Source organism: Micromonospora sp. A202 (assembly GCF_006715105.1).
In the GTDB taxonomy this organism is placed as follows: Bacteria; Actinomycetota; Actinomycetes; order Mycobacteriales; family Micromonosporaceae; genus Micromonospora; species Micromonospora zamorensis.
Genome location: NZ_VFMP01000001.1, coordinates 6,678,671 through 6,694,814 on the forward strand (window position 1 = coordinate 6,678,671; position 16,144 = coordinate 6,694,814).

General features: G+C 70.1%; 15 protein-coding genes. 5 read left to right on the forward strand and 10 right to left on the reverse strand.

Going from position 1 to position 16,144, the window contains the following annotated elements; translation table 11 throughout:
* Nucleotides 1–152: 152 nt before the first annotated feature.
* From FBZ33_RS31005 to rpmH, 9 genes are all read right to left on the reverse strand, one after another.
* Nucleotides 153–1,232 (reverse strand): hypothetical protein, encoded by a 1,080-nt coding sequence (locus FBZ33_RS31005; RefSeq protein WP_141911952.1) that lies wholly within the window; start codon nucleotides 1,230–1,232, stop codon nucleotides 153–155.
* 1,356 nt (nucleotides 1,233–2,588) lie between these two features.
* Nucleotides 2,589–3,602 carry a ParB/RepB/Spo0J family partition protein gene (locus FBZ33_RS31010; protein ID WP_141911954.1) on the reverse strand — a complete coding sequence of 338 codons (1,014 nt, stop codon included), beginning with the start codon at nucleotides 3,600–3,602 and terminating at the stop codon, nucleotides 2,589–2,591.
* Nucleotides 3,603–3,629: 27 nt separating this feature from the next.
* Nucleotides 3,630–4,730 (reverse strand): ParA family protein, encoded by a 1,101-nt coding sequence (locus FBZ33_RS33000; protein ID WP_282102691.1) that lies wholly within the window; start codon nucleotides 4,728–4,730, stop codon nucleotides 3,630–3,632.
* 481 nt (nucleotides 4,731–5,211) lie between these two features.
* Nucleotides 5,212–6,054 (reverse strand): 16S rRNA (guanine(527)-N(7))-methyltransferase RsmG, encoded by an 843-nt coding sequence (gene rsmG, locus FBZ33_RS31020; protein WP_099849485.1) that lies wholly within the window; start codon nucleotides 6,052–6,054, stop codon nucleotides 5,212–5,214.
* Nucleotides 6,055–6,058: 4 nt separating this feature from the next.
* On the reverse strand, nucleotides 6,059–6,727 hold the full coding sequence (locus FBZ33_RS31025; RefSeq protein WP_141911957.1) for a R3H domain-containing nucleic acid-binding protein: 669 nt from the start codon (nucleotides 6,725–6,727) through the stop codon (nucleotides 6,059–6,061).
* Nucleotides 6,728–6,939: 212 nt separating this feature from the next.
* Nucleotides 6,940–7,932: a membrane protein insertase YidC gene (yidC, locus tag FBZ33_RS31030; protein ID WP_088950800.1), complete on the reverse strand. Its 993-nt coding sequence runs from the start codon at nucleotides 7,930–7,932 to the stop codon at nucleotides 6,940–6,942.
* Between the two features lie 3 nt (nucleotides 7,933–7,935).
* Nucleotides 7,936–8,223 carry a membrane protein insertion efficiency factor YidD gene (yidD, locus tag FBZ33_RS31035; protein ID WP_088950801.1) on the reverse strand — a complete coding sequence of 96 codons (288 nt, stop codon included), beginning with the start codon at nucleotides 8,221–8,223 and terminating at the stop codon, nucleotides 7,936–7,938.
* Complete coding sequence (gene rnpA / locus FBZ33_RS31040; protein ID WP_141911958.1) at nucleotides 8,220–8,636, reverse strand: ribonuclease P protein component; 417 nt, start codon at nucleotides 8,634–8,636, stop codon at nucleotides 8,220–8,222. The genes yidD and rnpA overlap by 4 nt, the downstream gene beginning before the upstream one ends.
* Nucleotides 8,637–8,670: 34 nt before the next feature.
* A complete protein-coding gene (gene rpmH / locus FBZ33_RS31045) occupies nucleotides 8,671–8,808 on the reverse strand; it encodes a 50S ribosomal protein L34 (RefSeq protein ID WP_007453904.1) in 138 nt (45 codons plus the stop codon).
* Between the two features lie 652 nt (nucleotides 8,809–9,460).
* On the opposite strand from rpmH, the gene dnaA reads away from it, so the two are divergent.
* From dnaA to FBZ33_RS31070, 5 genes are all read left to right on the forward strand, one after another.
* Nucleotides 9,461–11,263 (forward strand): chromosomal replication initiator protein DnaA, encoded by a 1,803-nt coding sequence (gene dnaA, locus FBZ33_RS31050; RefSeq protein ID WP_370453116.1) that lies wholly within the window; start codon nucleotides 9,461–9,463, stop codon nucleotides 11,261–11,263.
* Between the two features lie 777 nt (nucleotides 11,264–12,040).
* The gene (dnaN, locus tag FBZ33_RS31055; protein ID WP_088950803.1) at nucleotides 12,041–13,174 is read left to right on the forward strand and encodes a DNA polymerase III subunit beta; all 1,134 of its coding nucleotides are present in this window, start codon (nucleotides 12,041–12,043) and stop codon (nucleotides 13,172–13,174) included.
* Between the two features lie 40 nt (nucleotides 13,175–13,214).
* Nucleotides 13,215–14,087: a phosphogluconate dehydrogenase (NAD(+)-dependent, decarboxylating) gene (gene gnd / locus FBZ33_RS31060; protein ID WP_088950804.1), complete on the forward strand. Its 873-nt coding sequence runs from the start codon at nucleotides 13,215–13,217 to the stop codon at nucleotides 14,085–14,087.
* A gap of 16 nt (nucleotides 14,088–14,103) precedes the next feature.
* Nucleotides 14,104–15,237: a DNA replication/repair protein RecF gene (gene recF, locus FBZ33_RS31065; RefSeq protein ID WP_141911962.1), complete on the forward strand. Its 1,134-nt coding sequence runs from the start codon at nucleotides 14,104–14,106 to the stop codon at nucleotides 15,235–15,237.
* The gene (locus FBZ33_RS31070) at nucleotides 15,227–15,838 is read left to right on the forward strand and encodes a DUF721 domain-containing protein (protein WP_088950806.1); all 612 of its coding nucleotides are present in this window, start codon (nucleotides 15,227–15,229) and stop codon (nucleotides 15,836–15,838) included. The genes recF and FBZ33_RS31070 overlap by 11 nt, the downstream gene beginning before the upstream one ends.
* A 7-nt stretch (nucleotides 15,839–15,845) precedes the next feature.
* Here the strand turns inward: FBZ33_RS31070 and FBZ33_RS31075 are convergent, their stop codons facing one another.
* Entirely contained in the window at nucleotides 15,846–16,073 is a 228-nt protein-coding gene (locus tag FBZ33_RS31075) for a hypothetical protein (RefSeq protein WP_141911963.1), read from the reverse strand.
* Nucleotides 16,074–16,144: the final 71 nt, after the last annotated feature.

Below are 16,144 nucleotides of genomic sequence, written 5' to 3' on the forward strand. Positions count from 1 at the left end.
TTCAGGGGGCTGACGGCGTGACCGAAAGCCCCCACCTTGGATGCCTCAGGGCTCGACATGGCGCAAACACTACTCAAAACCGCCGGTCACCAAGCAACCGGTTTCCGCCCGGCGCGCGTGTCGTCAACCTTGCGCCCCGGGGCACCGACGCTCTAGGCGTCGCTGTTCGGGGCGGCCCTGCGGGGTGCCTCATCCAGCGCGCCGGCGGTGGCCTTGTCAGCAGCCTCGCCCTCCGGATCGTTCCGGACCGCGGCTCCCCGGAGAATCGCGGGTCCGTTGGCGGGCACCGCGCCGGCGACGCCGGACGTGGGTGTGCCGGACTCCGAGACGCCAGATGGTGTCGTGCCGGACGTTGAGGCGCCGGACGATGTCCTGCCGGCGGTCGCGCTGCTCGCCGCGTTGCCGGCTCGTGCCGGGCTGGCGGTTTCGCTCGTCGGAGCGGTGTCGGCGACCGTGGACCCGGCGTCGGAGTCCCCGTCCACAGGATTCGCTGAGGGTGCCGTGTCGCCGTCGGTCGGATCGACGCCGGAAGTGGAGCCCGCTGGTTCGGGGATCTCCTCCGCCGCCTCGATGACCGAGGCAGCAGCCGCCGCTGCGGCATCGGCAGCAGCGGCATCCGCAGCTTCGGACTGAGCCAGGAGGCTGGACGGTGCCTGCCACTGGATGCGGGGCGGCTCGGCGAGTGGGCGACCGCCAAACTCGGCGAGCCAGGCGGCGACGAGCGCCAGATTCTCCCGCCACTGCGCCTCGGAGATCGGCGGCAGGATCGAGTCCCACAGTGACAGGAAGGTGCCCCGCAGCTGGAGGCGACCGTACGGCCGAGCGAGGAACCACATGTGCAGGTGGGCCGAGCCGTCTCCCCACCGGTTGACGTGGACTCGCGCCACCCCGTCGAGGGACCGGATTGCCCGCTCCAGACGAACGGTCATCACGCCCAGCTCGGCGGCGAGCAGGTTCGGCAGATCGCCGAGGTCGAGGTGTGTCCGCGATTCCAGGATGAGCACCATGGGCAGCCCGGTGGGCCGGTCCATGGCGCGTACCCGCCAGCGCTCTCCCACCCAGATGTAGGCATCGTCGGGTGCGTTGCAGGCGGTGCATTCCCGGAGACCCTCGCCCTTCCGGGGCGGTTCGACCGGGACCGGATCATCGAGTTGCTTCACGTGGAGGTCGCCCTCGAAGGGGAACGACGGCCACTGGGTGAAGTCCGGGACTGAGGGAGGGGTGTCGTGCACGACGCTGACCCTAACCGAGTCTGGCACCGCTGTCCCTACCTGAATGATCGGTCCGGGCCTGCCGAATCAGTGCCCGTCGTCGACCGGGTACACGGTGTCACCGCTGCGCCGTGAAGCGATATCCACAGGCTGCCGAGATCCTCAACACAGGCCGTCATCCACAGGCTCGCACCCGCTCCCACGCGCTGTTTCACGTGAAACAGGGGGTGCCTGTGGACAAAGGGTGTGGATAACTTTTCGGGCCGTCGGTCGTTGTCCGCGAACTGCCTGCGGGGGCGTTGGCGACGGTTCGCAGACGGCATCGGGGCGTTGCCGTTCGACTCGTTTGCGCTGGAGCTTTGGATTCCGCTCCCAGCGGGAGAAGGTCGCCTGCCGGGGCGCCGAAGCGGTCCTGGATCCGAACCGCTGCCTCAGGCGCGTGGAGTTTCCACCGGGCTCAGCCCCTGAGAGGTTTCCCCAGGGGCACTGCCTCCCCACTCCGGGCCGAGCGACGCCGACCACCCCGCTCAAGGCGCAGTCAGCTGTGAGGCGAGAACAGGGCGTCGGACGGCCGCCTGTCGAGGTGCCAGCCGAGCGGGACGGTCGCACCGCAAGGCCCCCAACGGTGCAGGGTCGACGGACAACGCAAGGGCGGGCAGCACGACGAGGGGCGCGGCACAACGACGAGGGCGACAGCGCGACGAGGGGCGCGGTCAGCACGACCAAGGGCGGGGCGTCGCGAGGTGGACAGGGCGGGACAGGCGCAGACCGAGGCCGCGATACGACGGGCGACGGCAGGCGTGAGGTGGGCTTGCCGCTTTTACTGGCGGGCTCCCGCCATCGCTGCCGGCCGGTGCGGTCCAGGTCGTAACGCACCGCCGCCGACCACCGCCTCCTGATGCTCACGTGCCCTGAGAAGAGCGTCCGGCGCTCCGGTCGATCACAACCACCCTCTACGGCACACGACGCGGCAGCGAGGAACTGAGCGGCGCGCAGGACACTCCATGAGCATCTACTAGCGGGCCGGGTGAGGACTGGCGTCCAATTCCGCATCACCCTGCATCTCGGCGGCCGAGCCGCGCTCCCAACGGATCAGGTGCAGCCGGGGCCGTCGACCACCCTCGGCCCCCTCCCGTTTCACGTGAAACAGAGCCTCAAGCCTTCGCCCACCGGCTGACGTCGACCGGCGCAGGGGTTCGGTGGTGCGCCGCCGCGCCGCTCGGGCTGAGCGAGCCGTAGGCGTTCGAGTCGCGCCGGCGGGGCCGCCAATCGGTAGGGCGTGAAACGGCGGCCGTTTCACGTGAAACGTGGCGAGCGGGATACGGAACGGCCGCGCACCCCTGAGGGGTAGCGCGGCCGTTGACGCGGAGGGAGGATTCAGCCCTCGGTCTCCTCCTGCTGCACTCCGATGATCCCGACGATCCGCTCCAGGTCGTCCACGGTCGCGAACTCGATCGTGATCTTGCCCTTGCTCCGCCCGATGTCCACCTTCACCCGGGTGTCGAACCGGTCGGACAGTCGGTCGGCGAGATCGGTCAGGGCCGGCGCGTGCGCCTTCGGCCGGCGCTTCGCGGCCTGCCCCTTCGCCGGCCCGTCGTTCAGCGTGAGGGCCACGATCTCCTCGGTCGCCCTGACCGAAAGGCCCTCGGCCACGATCCGCAACGCCAACTGTTCCTGTGCCTCTGCACCGTCGAGGCTCAGCAGGGCACGGGCGTGACCGGCCGACAGGATCCCTGCGGCCACTCGGCGTTGCACCTGCGCCGGCAGGTTCAACAGTCGGATCGTGTTGGAGATCTGCGGGCGACTCCGGCCGATCCGGCGTGCCAGCTCCTCGTGGGTGGCACCGAACTCCTCCAGCAGTTGCTGGTAGGCGGCGGCCTCTTCCAGAGGGTTCAGGTTGGCCCGGTGGATGTTCTCCAGCAGGGCGTCGCGGAGCATGGCGTCGTCCCGGGTGTCCCGGACGATTGCCGGGATGTTCTCCCGTCCCACCGCCTGAGCGGCGCGCCAGCGTCGCTCGCCCATGACCAGCTCGTACTTTTCGTCGTCGAGCTGCCGGACGACGATCGGCTGGAGGAAGCCGACCTCCAGGATCGAGGTCTTGAGCTCCTCCAGAGCCTCCTCGTCGAAGACCTGGCGGGGCTGCTTCGGGTTGGGCAGGATCGCGTCGACCGGGATCTCGGCGAACCGTGCACCCGGCACCGGACTGAGCACGGGCTCCGGCTCTCGGACCGGCGCCCCGACGGGAGCCGCGGCGACTGCCTCGGTGCCCGTGTCGTCCACGTACTCGTTCTCCGGTTCGGCCGTCGCGGTGCCAGCGGCAGCCGGCGCCGGCCCGGTCGGGATCAGTGCCCCCAGGCCCCTACCCAGACCGCCCCGAGGACGGTTCTTCATGCCACGCCTCCCAGCGACTCATCCGCACTACGCATTCCGGCCCACCGGCTCCTTGACGCCTCGTTCCGCGATCTCCTGGGCGGCTTCGAAGTAGCTCGTCGCTCCCCGCGAACCGGGATCGTAGGTCATCACCGACTGGCCGTAGCTCGGTGCCTCCGAGACGCGGACGTTGCGGGGGATGACCGCCTGGAGGACCTTGTCGCCGAAGTGGTTCCGGACGTCCTGCTCGACGGCGTCGGCCAGCCGGGTACGGCGGTCGTACATGGTCAGCAGGATGGTGGAGACGTCGAGTTTCGGGTTGAGGTGCTGGCGTACCAGGTTGATGTTGTTGATCAGCTGGTTGAGCCCTTCCAGTGCGTAGTACTCGCACTGGATCGGAATCAGCACCTCCTGCGCGGCCACCAGAGCATTGACCGTCAGCAGACCGAGCGAGGGCGGGCAGTCGATGAAGACGTAGTCGAACTCGCCCGGGTAGGCCGCGATCGCACGGTCCAACCGCGACTCCCGAGCGACCACGGAGACCAGCTCGATCTCCGCGCCGGCCAGGTCGATGGTCGCCGGGACGCACCAAAGGTTGGGGATGCCCTCGACCGCCTGCGCCACCTCGGCCAGCGGAACGCTGTTGATCAGGCAGTCGTAGACGTCCGGGATGCCGGTGTGGTGCGGGACGTTGAGCCCGGTCGAGGCATTGCCCTGCGGGTCGAGGTCCACCACGAGCACCCGGTTGCCGTGCAGGGCGAGCGCCACCGCAAGGTTGACGGTGGTGGTGGTCTTACCCACGCCGCCCTTCTGGTTGGCGACGCACATGACCCGGGTCCGGTCCGGTCGAGGCATGGTCACCTCGCCACTGGGATTCAGGATCTGCACGGCGCGCATCGCCTCCATAGCCAACGGTGGGTCATCCTCTTCGCGCGTCGGGGTTTCACGTGAAACGTACGTGGGGTCGGCCGCCACGGCGGCCAACGACTCGGTCGAAGCCACCGGTGCTTCGGCAACCGCAGGTGCGGCATCCCGAACGACTGCGGCGGTGGGCTGGTGCGGAACCGCGGGCTCGAAACGAACCGCCGCGGCGGTGTTGCGGCGACCCGAGGTCGACCGCACCTCGGCGGCGTTGACCGGTCGACTCAACCCCTCCGGCGTACGACGAACACTCGCCGGATCCGGGACGGCCGCGCCCTCCGGTTGCCCCGAGCCCGGGGACTGCTCGGGTGCCGCCGGCGCATCGCCGTCCGCTGGACCGGTCGGTGACCCGGTCGCGCCGGGAGACCAGCTCGGGTAGTCGGTTTCACGTGAAACGGGATCGCTGGTTGACCCGGTCACGCGTGGATCGTCGTACCTGCCGTCGTCATGCACCTGTCATCCCTGCCCGCTTCGGATGGTCGGTCCGCGCCCCGGTCAACTTTGGCCACACCACGCTCGCATCCCGGAGCGTACGGCCCTCGGGAGCGATCGGAGACCCGCGACGTCCACCGCTCGCTCCACACTATCGACGCGCGGTCAGCCTACGGCGGACGGGCGCGGCCGGTCCACGTCGGGTTGTCATCTCCTCGTCCATCCGTACCGGTACAACGAGGCAACCCACCAGCCGGAAGCCCGATGGCGCGAAGTGTCAGCGTCGGCGGGAGCGACCGGCCCGCGAGCGCTTGCTGGCCGCCGGGCGAGCCGGGCCGACCATTCGCTCGCGCACGATCTCCACCACGGTGGTCGGCGGATCGATGACCCCGACGCCGCACAGCTGCACGGTCGGCTCTCCACCACCGAGTCGCGCCACCACCTCGGCGTGCTCTTCGATCTCCGCTGCGGCGGACGACCCCTTGAGCGCCAACAGTCGGCCGCCCCGAACCGCCAGGGGAAGGCTCCAGCCCGCCAGCCGGTCCAGTGGCGCGACCGCGCGGGCGGTCACCACGTCTCCGCTGATCGGGTCCCGCCCACTCGATCCGCTGGCCGCCTCGTCCGCCCGACCTCGGAAGACCCGCACCGACTTCGCCAGGCCGAGTCGCTCGACGACCTCGATCAGGAACGAGGTTCGTCGGGCGAGCGGCTCGATCAGGGTGACAGTGAGGTCGGGACGGGCGATGGCGAGGACCAGACCCGGCAGGCCGGCACCGGAGCCGACGTCGAGCACGGTCGCGCCGGACGGGATCCGCTCGGCGACGGCCGCGCAGTTGAGCATGTGCCGATCCCAGATCCGGGGTGCCTCCCGGGGGCCGATCAGACCGCGGACGACACCGTCGGTGGCCAACAGCTCGGCGTACGCGGCGGCCAGGTCGAGACGGTCCCCGAAGAGGGTCAGTGCGGCCGGTGCCAACTCGGGCGGCAGAGCCGCGTCTGCTGGCGACGGGGCGGTGTCGGGTCGGGTCGATTCAGCGTCGGCGGGCTGGACAGCGGACGGCCCGGGCGGCGTGCCGCCCGGGCCGGTCACGGTGTCGGCCGTGATGTCGTCGTGGGTCACCCGGTCAGTCCGCCGGCCGTACGACGATGCGCCGGTTCGGCTCCACACCCTCGGACTCGCTCGCCACGCCGGACATGGCGTTGACCACGTCGTGCACGCACTTGCGCTCGAACGCGGACATCGCGTCCAACCGGACCGGCTCGCCGTGCTCCTTGACCTTCTCGACGGCGTTCTTGGCGACCGCGGCGAGTTCCTTGCGACGGTTCGCCCGGTAGCCGCCGACGTCGAGCAGCAGGCGGCTCGGCGTCCCGGTCTGCCGGAAGACGGCGAGGCGGGTGAGCTCCTGGAGGGCCTCCAGGGTCGCCCCGCGCTGGCCGACCAGATTTTGCAGCCGCTCGCCGACCACCTCGACCATGGGGCGGCCCGCGGCGACCAACTCGTCGATGTCGCCGTCGTAGTCGAGGATGTCGAGCAGCCCCTCGACGTAGTCGGCGGCGATCTCGCTCTGCCGGAACAGGTCGCCCTCGCCGACGGCCTTCTTCGTCCGACCGCCGGCAGCCGCGGTGTCGGTGTCGTCGTCCGCCTCGGCGTCGTCGTCTGCCTCGGTCTCGTCGTCCTCGGTCTCGTCGTCCTCGGTCTCGTCGTCCTCGGTGTCGTCGCCGTTCACCGCGAGCGTTGCGGTCTCCTCCTCGTCCAGGGACTGCTCGGCGCGGGGGATGCTGGTCTCGGTCACGGTCTCATCTCCGTACTCGCTCGGCCGGACCGTCGGGTCCGACTGGTTTCCCGGGGCCGGCGGGAGGTCGCCGGTGCCCACAGGCACGTCTGTACGGGCAGTGTCGCCCGTGGCCGCGCGGTGCGCGGTCGGTTCCGCCCGGCGCCGGCCTCACGGCGGCTGCACAGTGCGGAACGGGCCGCCACCAGTCACCTGGCGGCGGCCCGCAGAGGTCAGCCCTGCCGCTTGGCGGGGCGGTTCTTCTTCGGGTTGTTCGTCGGCTTGGCACCCGGCTTCGGCCCGGCGACCTTGGGCGCGGTGGCCTTGACCGGCGCCGGCGGAGCCGACTTGCCACGGCCGAACAGGCCGCCGGTCTTGGCGGGCTGCACCGGGTTACGGCTGGCAGCGGGGGCCACGGCCTTCTTGGCGGTCACCGGCGGCGGGAACTTCCGCAGCACCCACTGCTGCTGGCCGAGGGTGAAGAGGTTGTTGGTGACCCAGTAGATGATCACACCGATCGGGAAGATCGCGCCGGAGATCAGCAGTGACGCGGGGATGCCGTAGAGCATCAGGCGCTGGATCATCCGCTGCTGCGGGTCCTCGGCCCAGCCGGTCTTGAGGATCATCTGACGGCTCGTCAGGTAGGTGGTCGCGATCATGACCAGGACCAGGACACCAGCAATGATCTTCACGGTGGTGCCGTTGGCGCCGAGGCTGGCCAGCTCGTCCGCGGTGGAGCCAAACTTGCCGGCGATCGGGGCGGTGAAGAGCTTCGCCTCCGAGGCGCTCTGGAACTGGTCGACGGTCCAGCCGTAGAGGGTCTTGCTCTGCTTGTCCGGGTCGAGGCGGCGCAGCACGTGGAAGAGCCCGAGGAAGACCGGGATCTGAAGGAACATCGGAAGGCAACCCATCAGCGGGTTGGCCTTCTCCTTCTTGTACAGCTCCATCATTTCTTTCTGGAGCGTCTCCCGGTCACCCTTGTGCTTCTCCTGAAGCTCCTTGACCTTGGGCTGGAGCGCCTGCATCGCCCGCTGCGACTTGATCTGCTTGACGAAGACGGGGAACAGGATCACCCGGACGGTGACCACCAGGAAGACGATGGACAGGATCCAGGCGAAGTTGGTGCCGATGACCGCGCCGACCGGCACCCCGATGGCGTCCCAGGCAGAGTGCCAGGTCAGCAGGATCCACGAAATCGCATAGTAGATCCAGTCAAGACTGAACAATTCTCAGGCTCCAGTCACATCGGCGCGGCGGCGACCGCCCGGCTCCGGCACCGGGTCATGTCCACCAGGGTGGAAGGGGTGGCAGCGCAACAGCCGCCGGACCGCGAGCGCGGCTCCCCGGAGGGCACCGTGCCGGGCCACCGCCTCCTGGGCGTACGCACTGCACGACGGGTAGAACCGACAGCGGGCCGGCAGTGCCGGACTTATCCACCGACGGTACGCGATGATGGGTGCGATCAGCACCCTGGCACCGGTTGACGTGGGGCGCGGGGTGGTCGGGTCGGCGCTCATCGGGACCGCCGCTCTCGGGACGACCGGGCAACCGCGAGGGCGGCGTCCAGGTCGGTGGCGAGTCGGGGGTACGACGCCTCGGCCGCGGCGGGCAACGCTCGGACGACCAGGGTGCTGCCCTCGGGCAGAGCGGCGAGCCGCTCTCGGACCAGCTCCCGTAGTCGGCGCCGGACCTTGTTGCGGGTCACCGCGTTGCCGACGGCCTTGGACACGACGAAGCCGGCGCGGGACGGCGCGGAGGACTGCTCCGCACTGTTGTCCCGCACCGGCTGCGACGAGGTCGGTGTGCTCGGGTCGGCGCTCACCGGCATGGTCAGGTGGACCACGACGGCGCCACGTCCGGCGCGCCGGCCACCACGGACCGCTGCGGCGAAGTCAGTGCTGCGCCGCAGTCGCTGCGCGGCGGCCAGCACGACTGCCCACGTTCCCTGGACCGGCCCGGTCGGCTCAGGCCGACAGGGTGGTGCGACCCTTGGCGCGACGGCTCGAGAGGATGGCACGGCCGGCACGGGTGCGCATGCGCAGCCGGAAGCCGTGGGTCTTCGCGCGCCGGCGGTTGTTCGGCTGGTAGGTGCGCTTGCTCACGTCAGGCTCTCCGTTTTCGTACGCGCCCCGTGCGACGGGATCGCCGGGGTCGTGTGGTGGTCCAGGCCACCTCGACGGTGGCCCACGATCGGTGCTGTCCGGCGGAGCGGAACCTCGGCAGTGCGGGGGATGCAACCGCGGACAGCAAGCACCCATCACCCTAGCAGAGGGCGAGAAAGCAACCGTTCCAGCCTACGCAGGGGTGCAATGACCGTCAAACACCCCGAGGAGCGGCCAACGGGACGCGCCCGGGCCGAAGGGCGGTTTTCGCTGATGCCGAGAAGGGTGCCGCCGCGTCGCCGGTTGATGGCGCAGGGACAACGCTGTTACCGTGCCCGATTGCGGTGAGCGTCGGAAGCTCCGGTCGTCGCACAGGCAAGACCGGACAAGGCAGTGAATCGTTCGGCACGGTGAACCCGCTTCAGCGCCCGTTCAGGCAGGGGCAGGTCCCACCCGCGTCCGGCGGGCGGCCACAATCGGTCGGTACACAGGCTGTGGATAACTTGTGGATGACCACCGGTCGACCGTCAGGTGGGTGTTGTTCCACCCGCGAACGCGGCGGGCCCGGGACGGCCGGCTGGCAGACAGCGGCGGCCGGGAGCAGAGGCGAGGGGGTGGCACGACGGTGGCCGGTACGACCGACCTTGCCGCAGTGTGGTTAGCGGCGACCGACGAGCTGGCCGACGAGATCATCTCCGCCCAGCAGCGTGCCTATCTCCGGCTGACCCGGCTGCGGGCGATCGTCGAGGACACCGCGCTGCTCTCCGTCCCGGACGCGTTCACCCGCGACGTGATCGAGTCCCGGCTGCGCCCGGCGATCACCGAGGCGCTGACCCGCCGGCTCGGCCGGCCGATACAGGTGGCGGTCACCGTTCGGGTCGCGGAGGACGCCACGGGCCGACCCGCCGGCACTGTCTACCGCAGCGCTCCGGAAGCCAGCCCGTTCGACGTCGAGGGTCAGGCTGCCGCATCCTTCGACGACGACCAGGGCGCTCGGACGCATGCCGATGCCCTGATCCCTGAGCAGTCACACACGCCGCGTACGCCCGAGCCGGCCGCGCCACCCGCACCCGCGGGTCCGCCGCTCGCGCCGAGCGTCGACGCGCATCGTCCCGGGATGATCCCCGCCAGCAGGGACGGGCAGGAGGCGCTGTTCAGTGCCTCCTTCGCGGAGCCGATGCGGTCGCCCCGCCCTGGAGCGGACCGGCGCGGCTACGACGAGCAGACCGGTCGCCTGGATCAGCCGGGCCCGGACACCCGGCCCTACGAGCCCCGCTACCGGGAAGACTCGGCGTCGCCGCGCGACCAGCACGTGATCCGCGCGCTGCCCCGGGACAGCGGAACGGACAGCGGCCCGGGCCGCAGCGGTGTGGACCATCGCGCGGGTGGCCGCGACGACCGCCGGCTGCCCGGCGCCGACACCGGCGGCAACCGGCTCAACCCGAAGTACATGTTCGAGACGTTCGTCATCGGCTCGTCCAACCGGTTCGCGCACGCGGCGAGCGTGGCGGTGGCGGAGTCGCCTGCGAAGGCGTACAACCCGCTGTTCATCTACGGCCACTCCGGCCTGGGCAAGACCCACCTGCTGCATGCCATCGGGCACTACGCCACGACGCTCGGCAACGCCCGCTCGGTCCGGTACGTCTCGACCGAGGAGTTCACCAACGACTTCATCAACTCGCTCCGGGACGACAAGACCAGTGCGTTCCAGCGGCGCTACCGCGATGTCGACATCCTGCTGATCGACGACATCCAGTTCCTGGAGAACCGCGAGCGCACCCAGGAGGAGTTCTTCCACACCTTCAACACCCTGCACAACGCCAACAAGCAGATCGTGATCACCTCCGACCGGTCGCCGCGGCAGCTCGCCACCCTCGAGGACCGGATGCGAACCCGGTTCGAGTGGGGTCTGCTGGCCGACATCCAGCCGCCGGACCTGGAGACGCGGATCGCGATCCTGCAGAAGAAGGCGGCGCAGGAGCGGATGTACGCCCCGCCGGACGTGTTGGAGTTCATCGCGTCCCGGGTGTCGAACTCGATCCGGGAACTGGAGGGGGCTCTGATCCGGGTGACGGCGTTCGCCAGCCTGACCCGGTCGACCGTCGAGCTGTCCCTGGCCGAGGAGGTGCTTCGGGACTTCATGCCCGACGGCGCCGGGCCGGAGATCAACGCCGACCAGATCATGGCCTCGACCGCTGACTACTTCGGGGTGAGCCTGGAGGACCTGCGCGGTCAGTCCCGGTCGCGGGTGCTCGTCAACGCCCGCCAGGTGGCCATGTACCTGTGTCGGGAGCTGACCGAGCTGTCACTGCCCCGGATCGGGCAGGCCTTCGGAGGCCGGGACCACACCACTGTCATGCACGCCGACCGGAAGATCCGTCAGCAGATGGCGGAGCGCCGCTCGCTCTACAACCAGATCGCCGAGCTGACCAACCGCATCAAGCAGAACAGCTGAGGCGTACGCCAGCCGTCGCGACGGCACTCAGTTCGGGACACGCCCGGCCGGAATCTCCGGCCGGGCGGTCTTTTTTTCGTCCTCGGCTGGACTCTCGACATGGTGGAGACCACAGCATCGAGGCCGTGACCGCCTCGATGCCCACTCGTTGTCCACAGCTCGTCATCCACCGTCGGTGGATAACTACGGTCCGTCTTTCGCCAGTTACCCACAGGCTGTGGAGAAACCCTGTGTACGGAGCTGTGGACGCCTGGGGACAACGGTCACGTTATCCACCGATGACGGTCGACCTGTGCATGAGCTGTTGAAGGTTCTGGGGATGAAGGCAATGGTGATCTTCACCGTGATCCACAGGCTTGGGGAGAAAGTCGGTGGATTACCGGTGGACAACCGGTGGACAACGGTGGACAACCGGCCGGCCGGAGCGGGCTGTGGACACGCGAGCCAGTTGTACCCCCGGTTCTCCACAGCTAAATCACCTGTGGATACCCTCTCTGAGCTGCGCAGACCTGGGTTGTCCACAGTTTGCACAGGTGCGATGAAGACGATGAGTTATCTCTTCTAAGAGAACAAAAACCAATCATCACCGTTGGGCTTTCTGTGGATCGGGCCGAACGCTGCCGGATCAGCCGGTCAGCACCGACACGATCCATGGGGTCGGGCGCACAGCCGATGCCTACGCGCCCTAAGGTGCGATGGGTACCCGCACGGTTGGGCGGGACGGTAGGCAGCGGTCGGCATGAGAGAGTTGTCGCTGACGTCGACGCGGAGGCATTGATGAAGTTCCGAGTAGAGCGCGACGCGCTCGCTGAGGCCGTGGCCTGGACCGCGAAGAGCCTGCCCAACCGGCCATCCGTACCGGTGCTGGCCGGGGTGATGCTCCGCGTCACCGACGGCAACCTGCGGGTCTCCGGGTTCGACTACGAAGTCTCCAGCCAGGTCACCGTCGAGGTGCAGGGTGACGCCGACGGCGCCGCTCTCGTCTCCGGTCGCCTGCTCGCCGAGATCACCAAGGCGCTGCCGGCCAAGCCGGTCGACATCGCCGCGGTCGGCGCCCACCTCGAGCTGGTCTGCGGCAGCGCCCGGTTCACCCTGCCCACCATGCCGGTGGAGGACTACCCCGCGCTGCCCGAGATGCCGCAGAGCGCCGGCACTGTCGACGCCGCCGCGTTCGCCACGGCGGTCTCCCAGGTGGCCATCGCGGCCGGCCGGGACGAGACCCTGCCGATGATGACCGGCGTCCGCGTCGAGCTGTCCGGCAACACGCTGTCGATGCTCGCCACCGACCGTTACCGGCTGGCGCTGCGCGAGATCCAGTGGCGGCCGGACGACCCCGACGTGAGCATCAACGCACTGGTGCCCGCCCGCACCCTGAACGACACCGCCAAGGCTCTCGGCCCGCTGGGCGGCGAGGTCACCCTCGCCCTCGCCCAGGGCGCTGCCGGCGAGGGCATGGTCGGTCTGGCCGGCGGCACCCGACGCACCACCAGCCGCCTGCTCGACGGCGCCAACTACCCGCCGGTGCGTTCGCTCTTCCCGGCCACCCACAACGCCGCGGCCCGGGTGCCGGTCAGCACCCTGATCGAGGTCGTCAAGCGGGTCGCGCTAGTTGCCGAGCGCACGACCCCGGTGCTGCTCAGCTTCAGCGCCGACGGCCTGGTGGTCGAGGCCGGCGGTTCCGAGGAGGCCCGGGCCAGCGAGGCGATGGAGGCCACCTTCACCGGCGACGCGCTGACCATCGGGTTCAACCCGCAATACCTCATCGACGGCCTGGCCAACCTGGGCTCCCAGACCGCCGTTCTCTCGTTCGTCGACGCCTTCAAGCCCGCGGTGATCTCTCCCGCCGACGAGGATGGCGAGGTAATTCCGGGGTACCGGTACCTCATCATGCCGATCCGCGTCTCTCGCTGATCGCGCCCAGCAACACCCAGATCCACGGAGGTAGAAACACATGCAGCTCGGCCTTGTAGGACTCGGCCGTATGGGCGGCAACATGCGGGAGCGGCTGCGCGCCGCTGGTCACGACGTTGTCGGTTTCGACCACAACGCGCAGATCAGCGACGTGACGACCCTCGCGGGCCTGGCGGAGAAGCTTGAGTCGCCCCGCGCGGTCTGGGTCATGGTGCCCGCCGGTGTCACCGACGCGACCATCGACGAACTGGCCGAGGTGCTTGGCGAGGGCGACATCATCATCGACGGCGGCAACTCGCGGTTCAGCGACGACGCGCCCCGGGCAGAGCGGCTCAACGAGCGGGGCATCGGCTACCTCGACGTCGGCGTCTCCGGCGGCGTCTGGGGCCGGCAGAACGGCTACGGGCTGATGGTCGGCGGTGCCCAGGAGCACGTCGACCGGCTGATGCCGATCTTCAGCGCTCTCAAGCCGGAGGGCGAGTTCGGCTTCGTGCACGCGGGCCCCGTCGGTGCCGGGCACTACTCGAAGATGGTGCACAACGGCATCGAGTACGGCCTGATGCACGCCTACGCCGAGGGCTACGAGCTGATGGCCGCCTCCGAGCTGGTGACCAACGTGCCGGGCGTGATCAAGTCGTGGCGGGAGGGCACCGTCGTCCGTTCCTGGCTGCTCGACCTGCTGGACCGGGCACTGGACGAGGACCCGGAGCTGGCCGAGTTGAGCGGCTACACCGAGGACACCGGCGAGGGTCGGTGGACGGTCGACGAGGCGGTCCGGCTGGCCGTGCCGCTGAACGTCATCACCGCTTCGCTCTTCGCCCGGTTCGCGTCGCGGCAGGACGACTCGCCCGCCATGAAGGCCGTCTCCGCGCTGCGTCAGCAGTTCGGTGGCCACGCCGTCCACAAGCGCTGAGCGGTATCCACACCCTGTGTACGTCCAACGGTTGGAACTGGTCGACTTTCGCTCGTACGAGCGGGTGGCCGTCGACCTCCAGCCGGGGGCGAACGTCCTGATCGGCGCCAACGGCGTCGGCAAGACCAATCTCGTCGAGGCGCTGGGCTACGTGGCGACCCTGGATTCGCACCGGGTCGCCACCGACGCGCCGCTGGTCCGGATGGGCGCCTCGTCGGCGGTGATCCGCTGCGCGGTGGTCCACGACGGGCGGGAACTCCTTGTCGAGTTGGAGATTGTGCCCGGCAAGGCCAACCGGGCCCGGCTGGGCCGGTCACCGGCACGGCGGGCCCGGGACGTGCTCGGCGCGCTGCGACTCGTGCTCTTCGCCCCGGAGGACCTTGAGCTGGTCCGGGGTGACCCGTCCGAGCGCCGCCGTTACCTGGACGACCTGCTGGTCAACCGCCAACCCCGGTTCGCGGGGGTGCGGGCCGACTACGAGCGGGTGGTCAAGCAGCGCAACGCCCTGCTGCGCACCGCGTACCTGGCTCGCAAGACCGGCGGGTCCCGGGGCGGTGACCTCGGCACTCTCGCCGTCTGGGACACGCACCTTGCACAGCATGGCGCGGAGCTGCTCGCCGGTCGGCTGGAGCTCGTCGCCGCGCTCACCCCGCACGTCGCCAAGGCATACGACGCGGTGGCCGCCGGTCGGGGCGCGGCGACCATCGCCTACCGGCCCTCGATCGAGCTGGCCGAGCCGACCACCGACCGGGCCGCGTTGGCGAAGGCCCTGACCACCGCCCTGGCCGCGTCCCGCTCCGCCGAGATCGAACGAGGCACCACCCTGGTCGGCCCGCACCGTGACGAACTGGCGCTGACCCTCGGGCCACTGCCCGCCAAGGGGTACGCCAGCCACGGCGAGTCGTGGTCGTTCGCGCTCGCGCTGCGGCTGGCCGGCTACGACCTGTTGCGCGCCGACGGCATCGAGCCGGTGCTGGTGCTCGACGACGTGTTCGCCGAGTTGGACACCGGCCGCCGGGAGCGGCTGGCGGAGCTGGTCGGTGGGGCGAGTCAGCTGCTCGTCACCTGCGCGGTGGACGACGACGTGCCGGCTGCTCTGCGGGGCACCCGCTATCAGGTTGGCGAAGGGACGGTACGCCGTGTCGGATGAGCCACGCACCAACAGTCCCGAGGCCGGAAAGGGCGACGCTGCGCGTACCCCCGGGGGAAAGTCGACGGGCGGTGAGCCGGCGGCGGCCGCCAGCGGGCCGGAGCTGGCCCGGGCGGTGCTCGACGCTGCGCTGTCCCGGCGGCAGCAGGCGGCGCGCGCCCGACGTGCCCCCGGCGGCGGGGGCGGCGACGCTGCCGGCGGCTCGGGGCGGCGGTTGCGGGGCTACTCCGGCCCGGGCCCCGACCCGCGCGATCCCCAGCCGCTCAGCGCGGTGCTGAACCGGTTGGTGAAGGCGCGTGGTTGGCAGCAGCCGGCGGCCGAGGCCACCGTGTTCGGCGCCTGGGAGCGGGTCGTCGGCGCGGAGGTCGCCCAGAACAGTCGCCCGGTCAAGCTGGAGAACGGTGAGCTGACAGTGGAGGCGCGCTCGACGGCCTGGGCCACCCAGCTGCGGCTGCTCGCCGGCTCGTTGCTCAAGCAGATCGCCAGCGAGGTCGGCCACAACGTGGTGCGCAAGCTGCACATCCACGGCCCGGCCGCGCCCTCCTGGGCGAAGGGGCCGCGCCGGGTACGCGGGCGGGGCCCACGCGACACGTACGGCTGAGGGCGCCTCAGCTCCGCCGCTGGGCCCCGCGGTCGGCCCGCTTGCGCTCGCGTTGCTCCCGGGTGAAGCGCTTGCGCTCGGCCAGGTCGCGCTTCCACGCGTCGCGGGCCTCGGCCGAGCCGCCCTGCACCGCGCCCTTCACACCCTCGGCGGGGCCGGCGAGGTGCCGGAAGGCCCAGCTCAGGAGTCGGCCGCCCTCGCCCGGGGCCTTGGTGACCGCGCCGTCCTCGCTCATCTGCCGCACTCTCCCGCGTCGTGTGGTCCCGCAACTGTTGGCCTACCAATGGTTGGTACACCAATGATTGG

What these genes read in the sequence shown, in the direction of transcription:
- FBZ33_RS31010 (WP_141911954.1), bottom strand. Translation starts at nt 3,602, where the DNA reads ATGAAGAACCGTCCTCGGGGCGGTCTGGGTAGGGGCCTGGGGGCACTG.
- FBZ33_RS31075 (WP_141911963.1), bottom strand. Translation starts at nt 16,073, where the DNA reads ATGAGCGAGGACGGCGCGGTCACCAAGGCCCCGGGCGAGGGCGGCCGA.
- gnd (WP_088950804.1), top strand. Translation starts at nt 13,215, where the DNA reads ATGCAGCTCGGCCTTGTAGGACTCGGCCGTATGGGCGGCAACATGCGG.
- yidD (WP_088950801.1), bottom strand. Translation starts at nt 8,223, where the DNA reads ATGAGCGCCGACCCGACCACCCCGCGCCCCACGTCAACCGGTGCCAGG.
- dnaN (WP_088950803.1), top strand. Translation starts at nt 12,041, where the DNA reads ATGAAGTTCCGAGTAGAGCGCGACGCGCTCGCTGAGGCCGTGGCCTGG.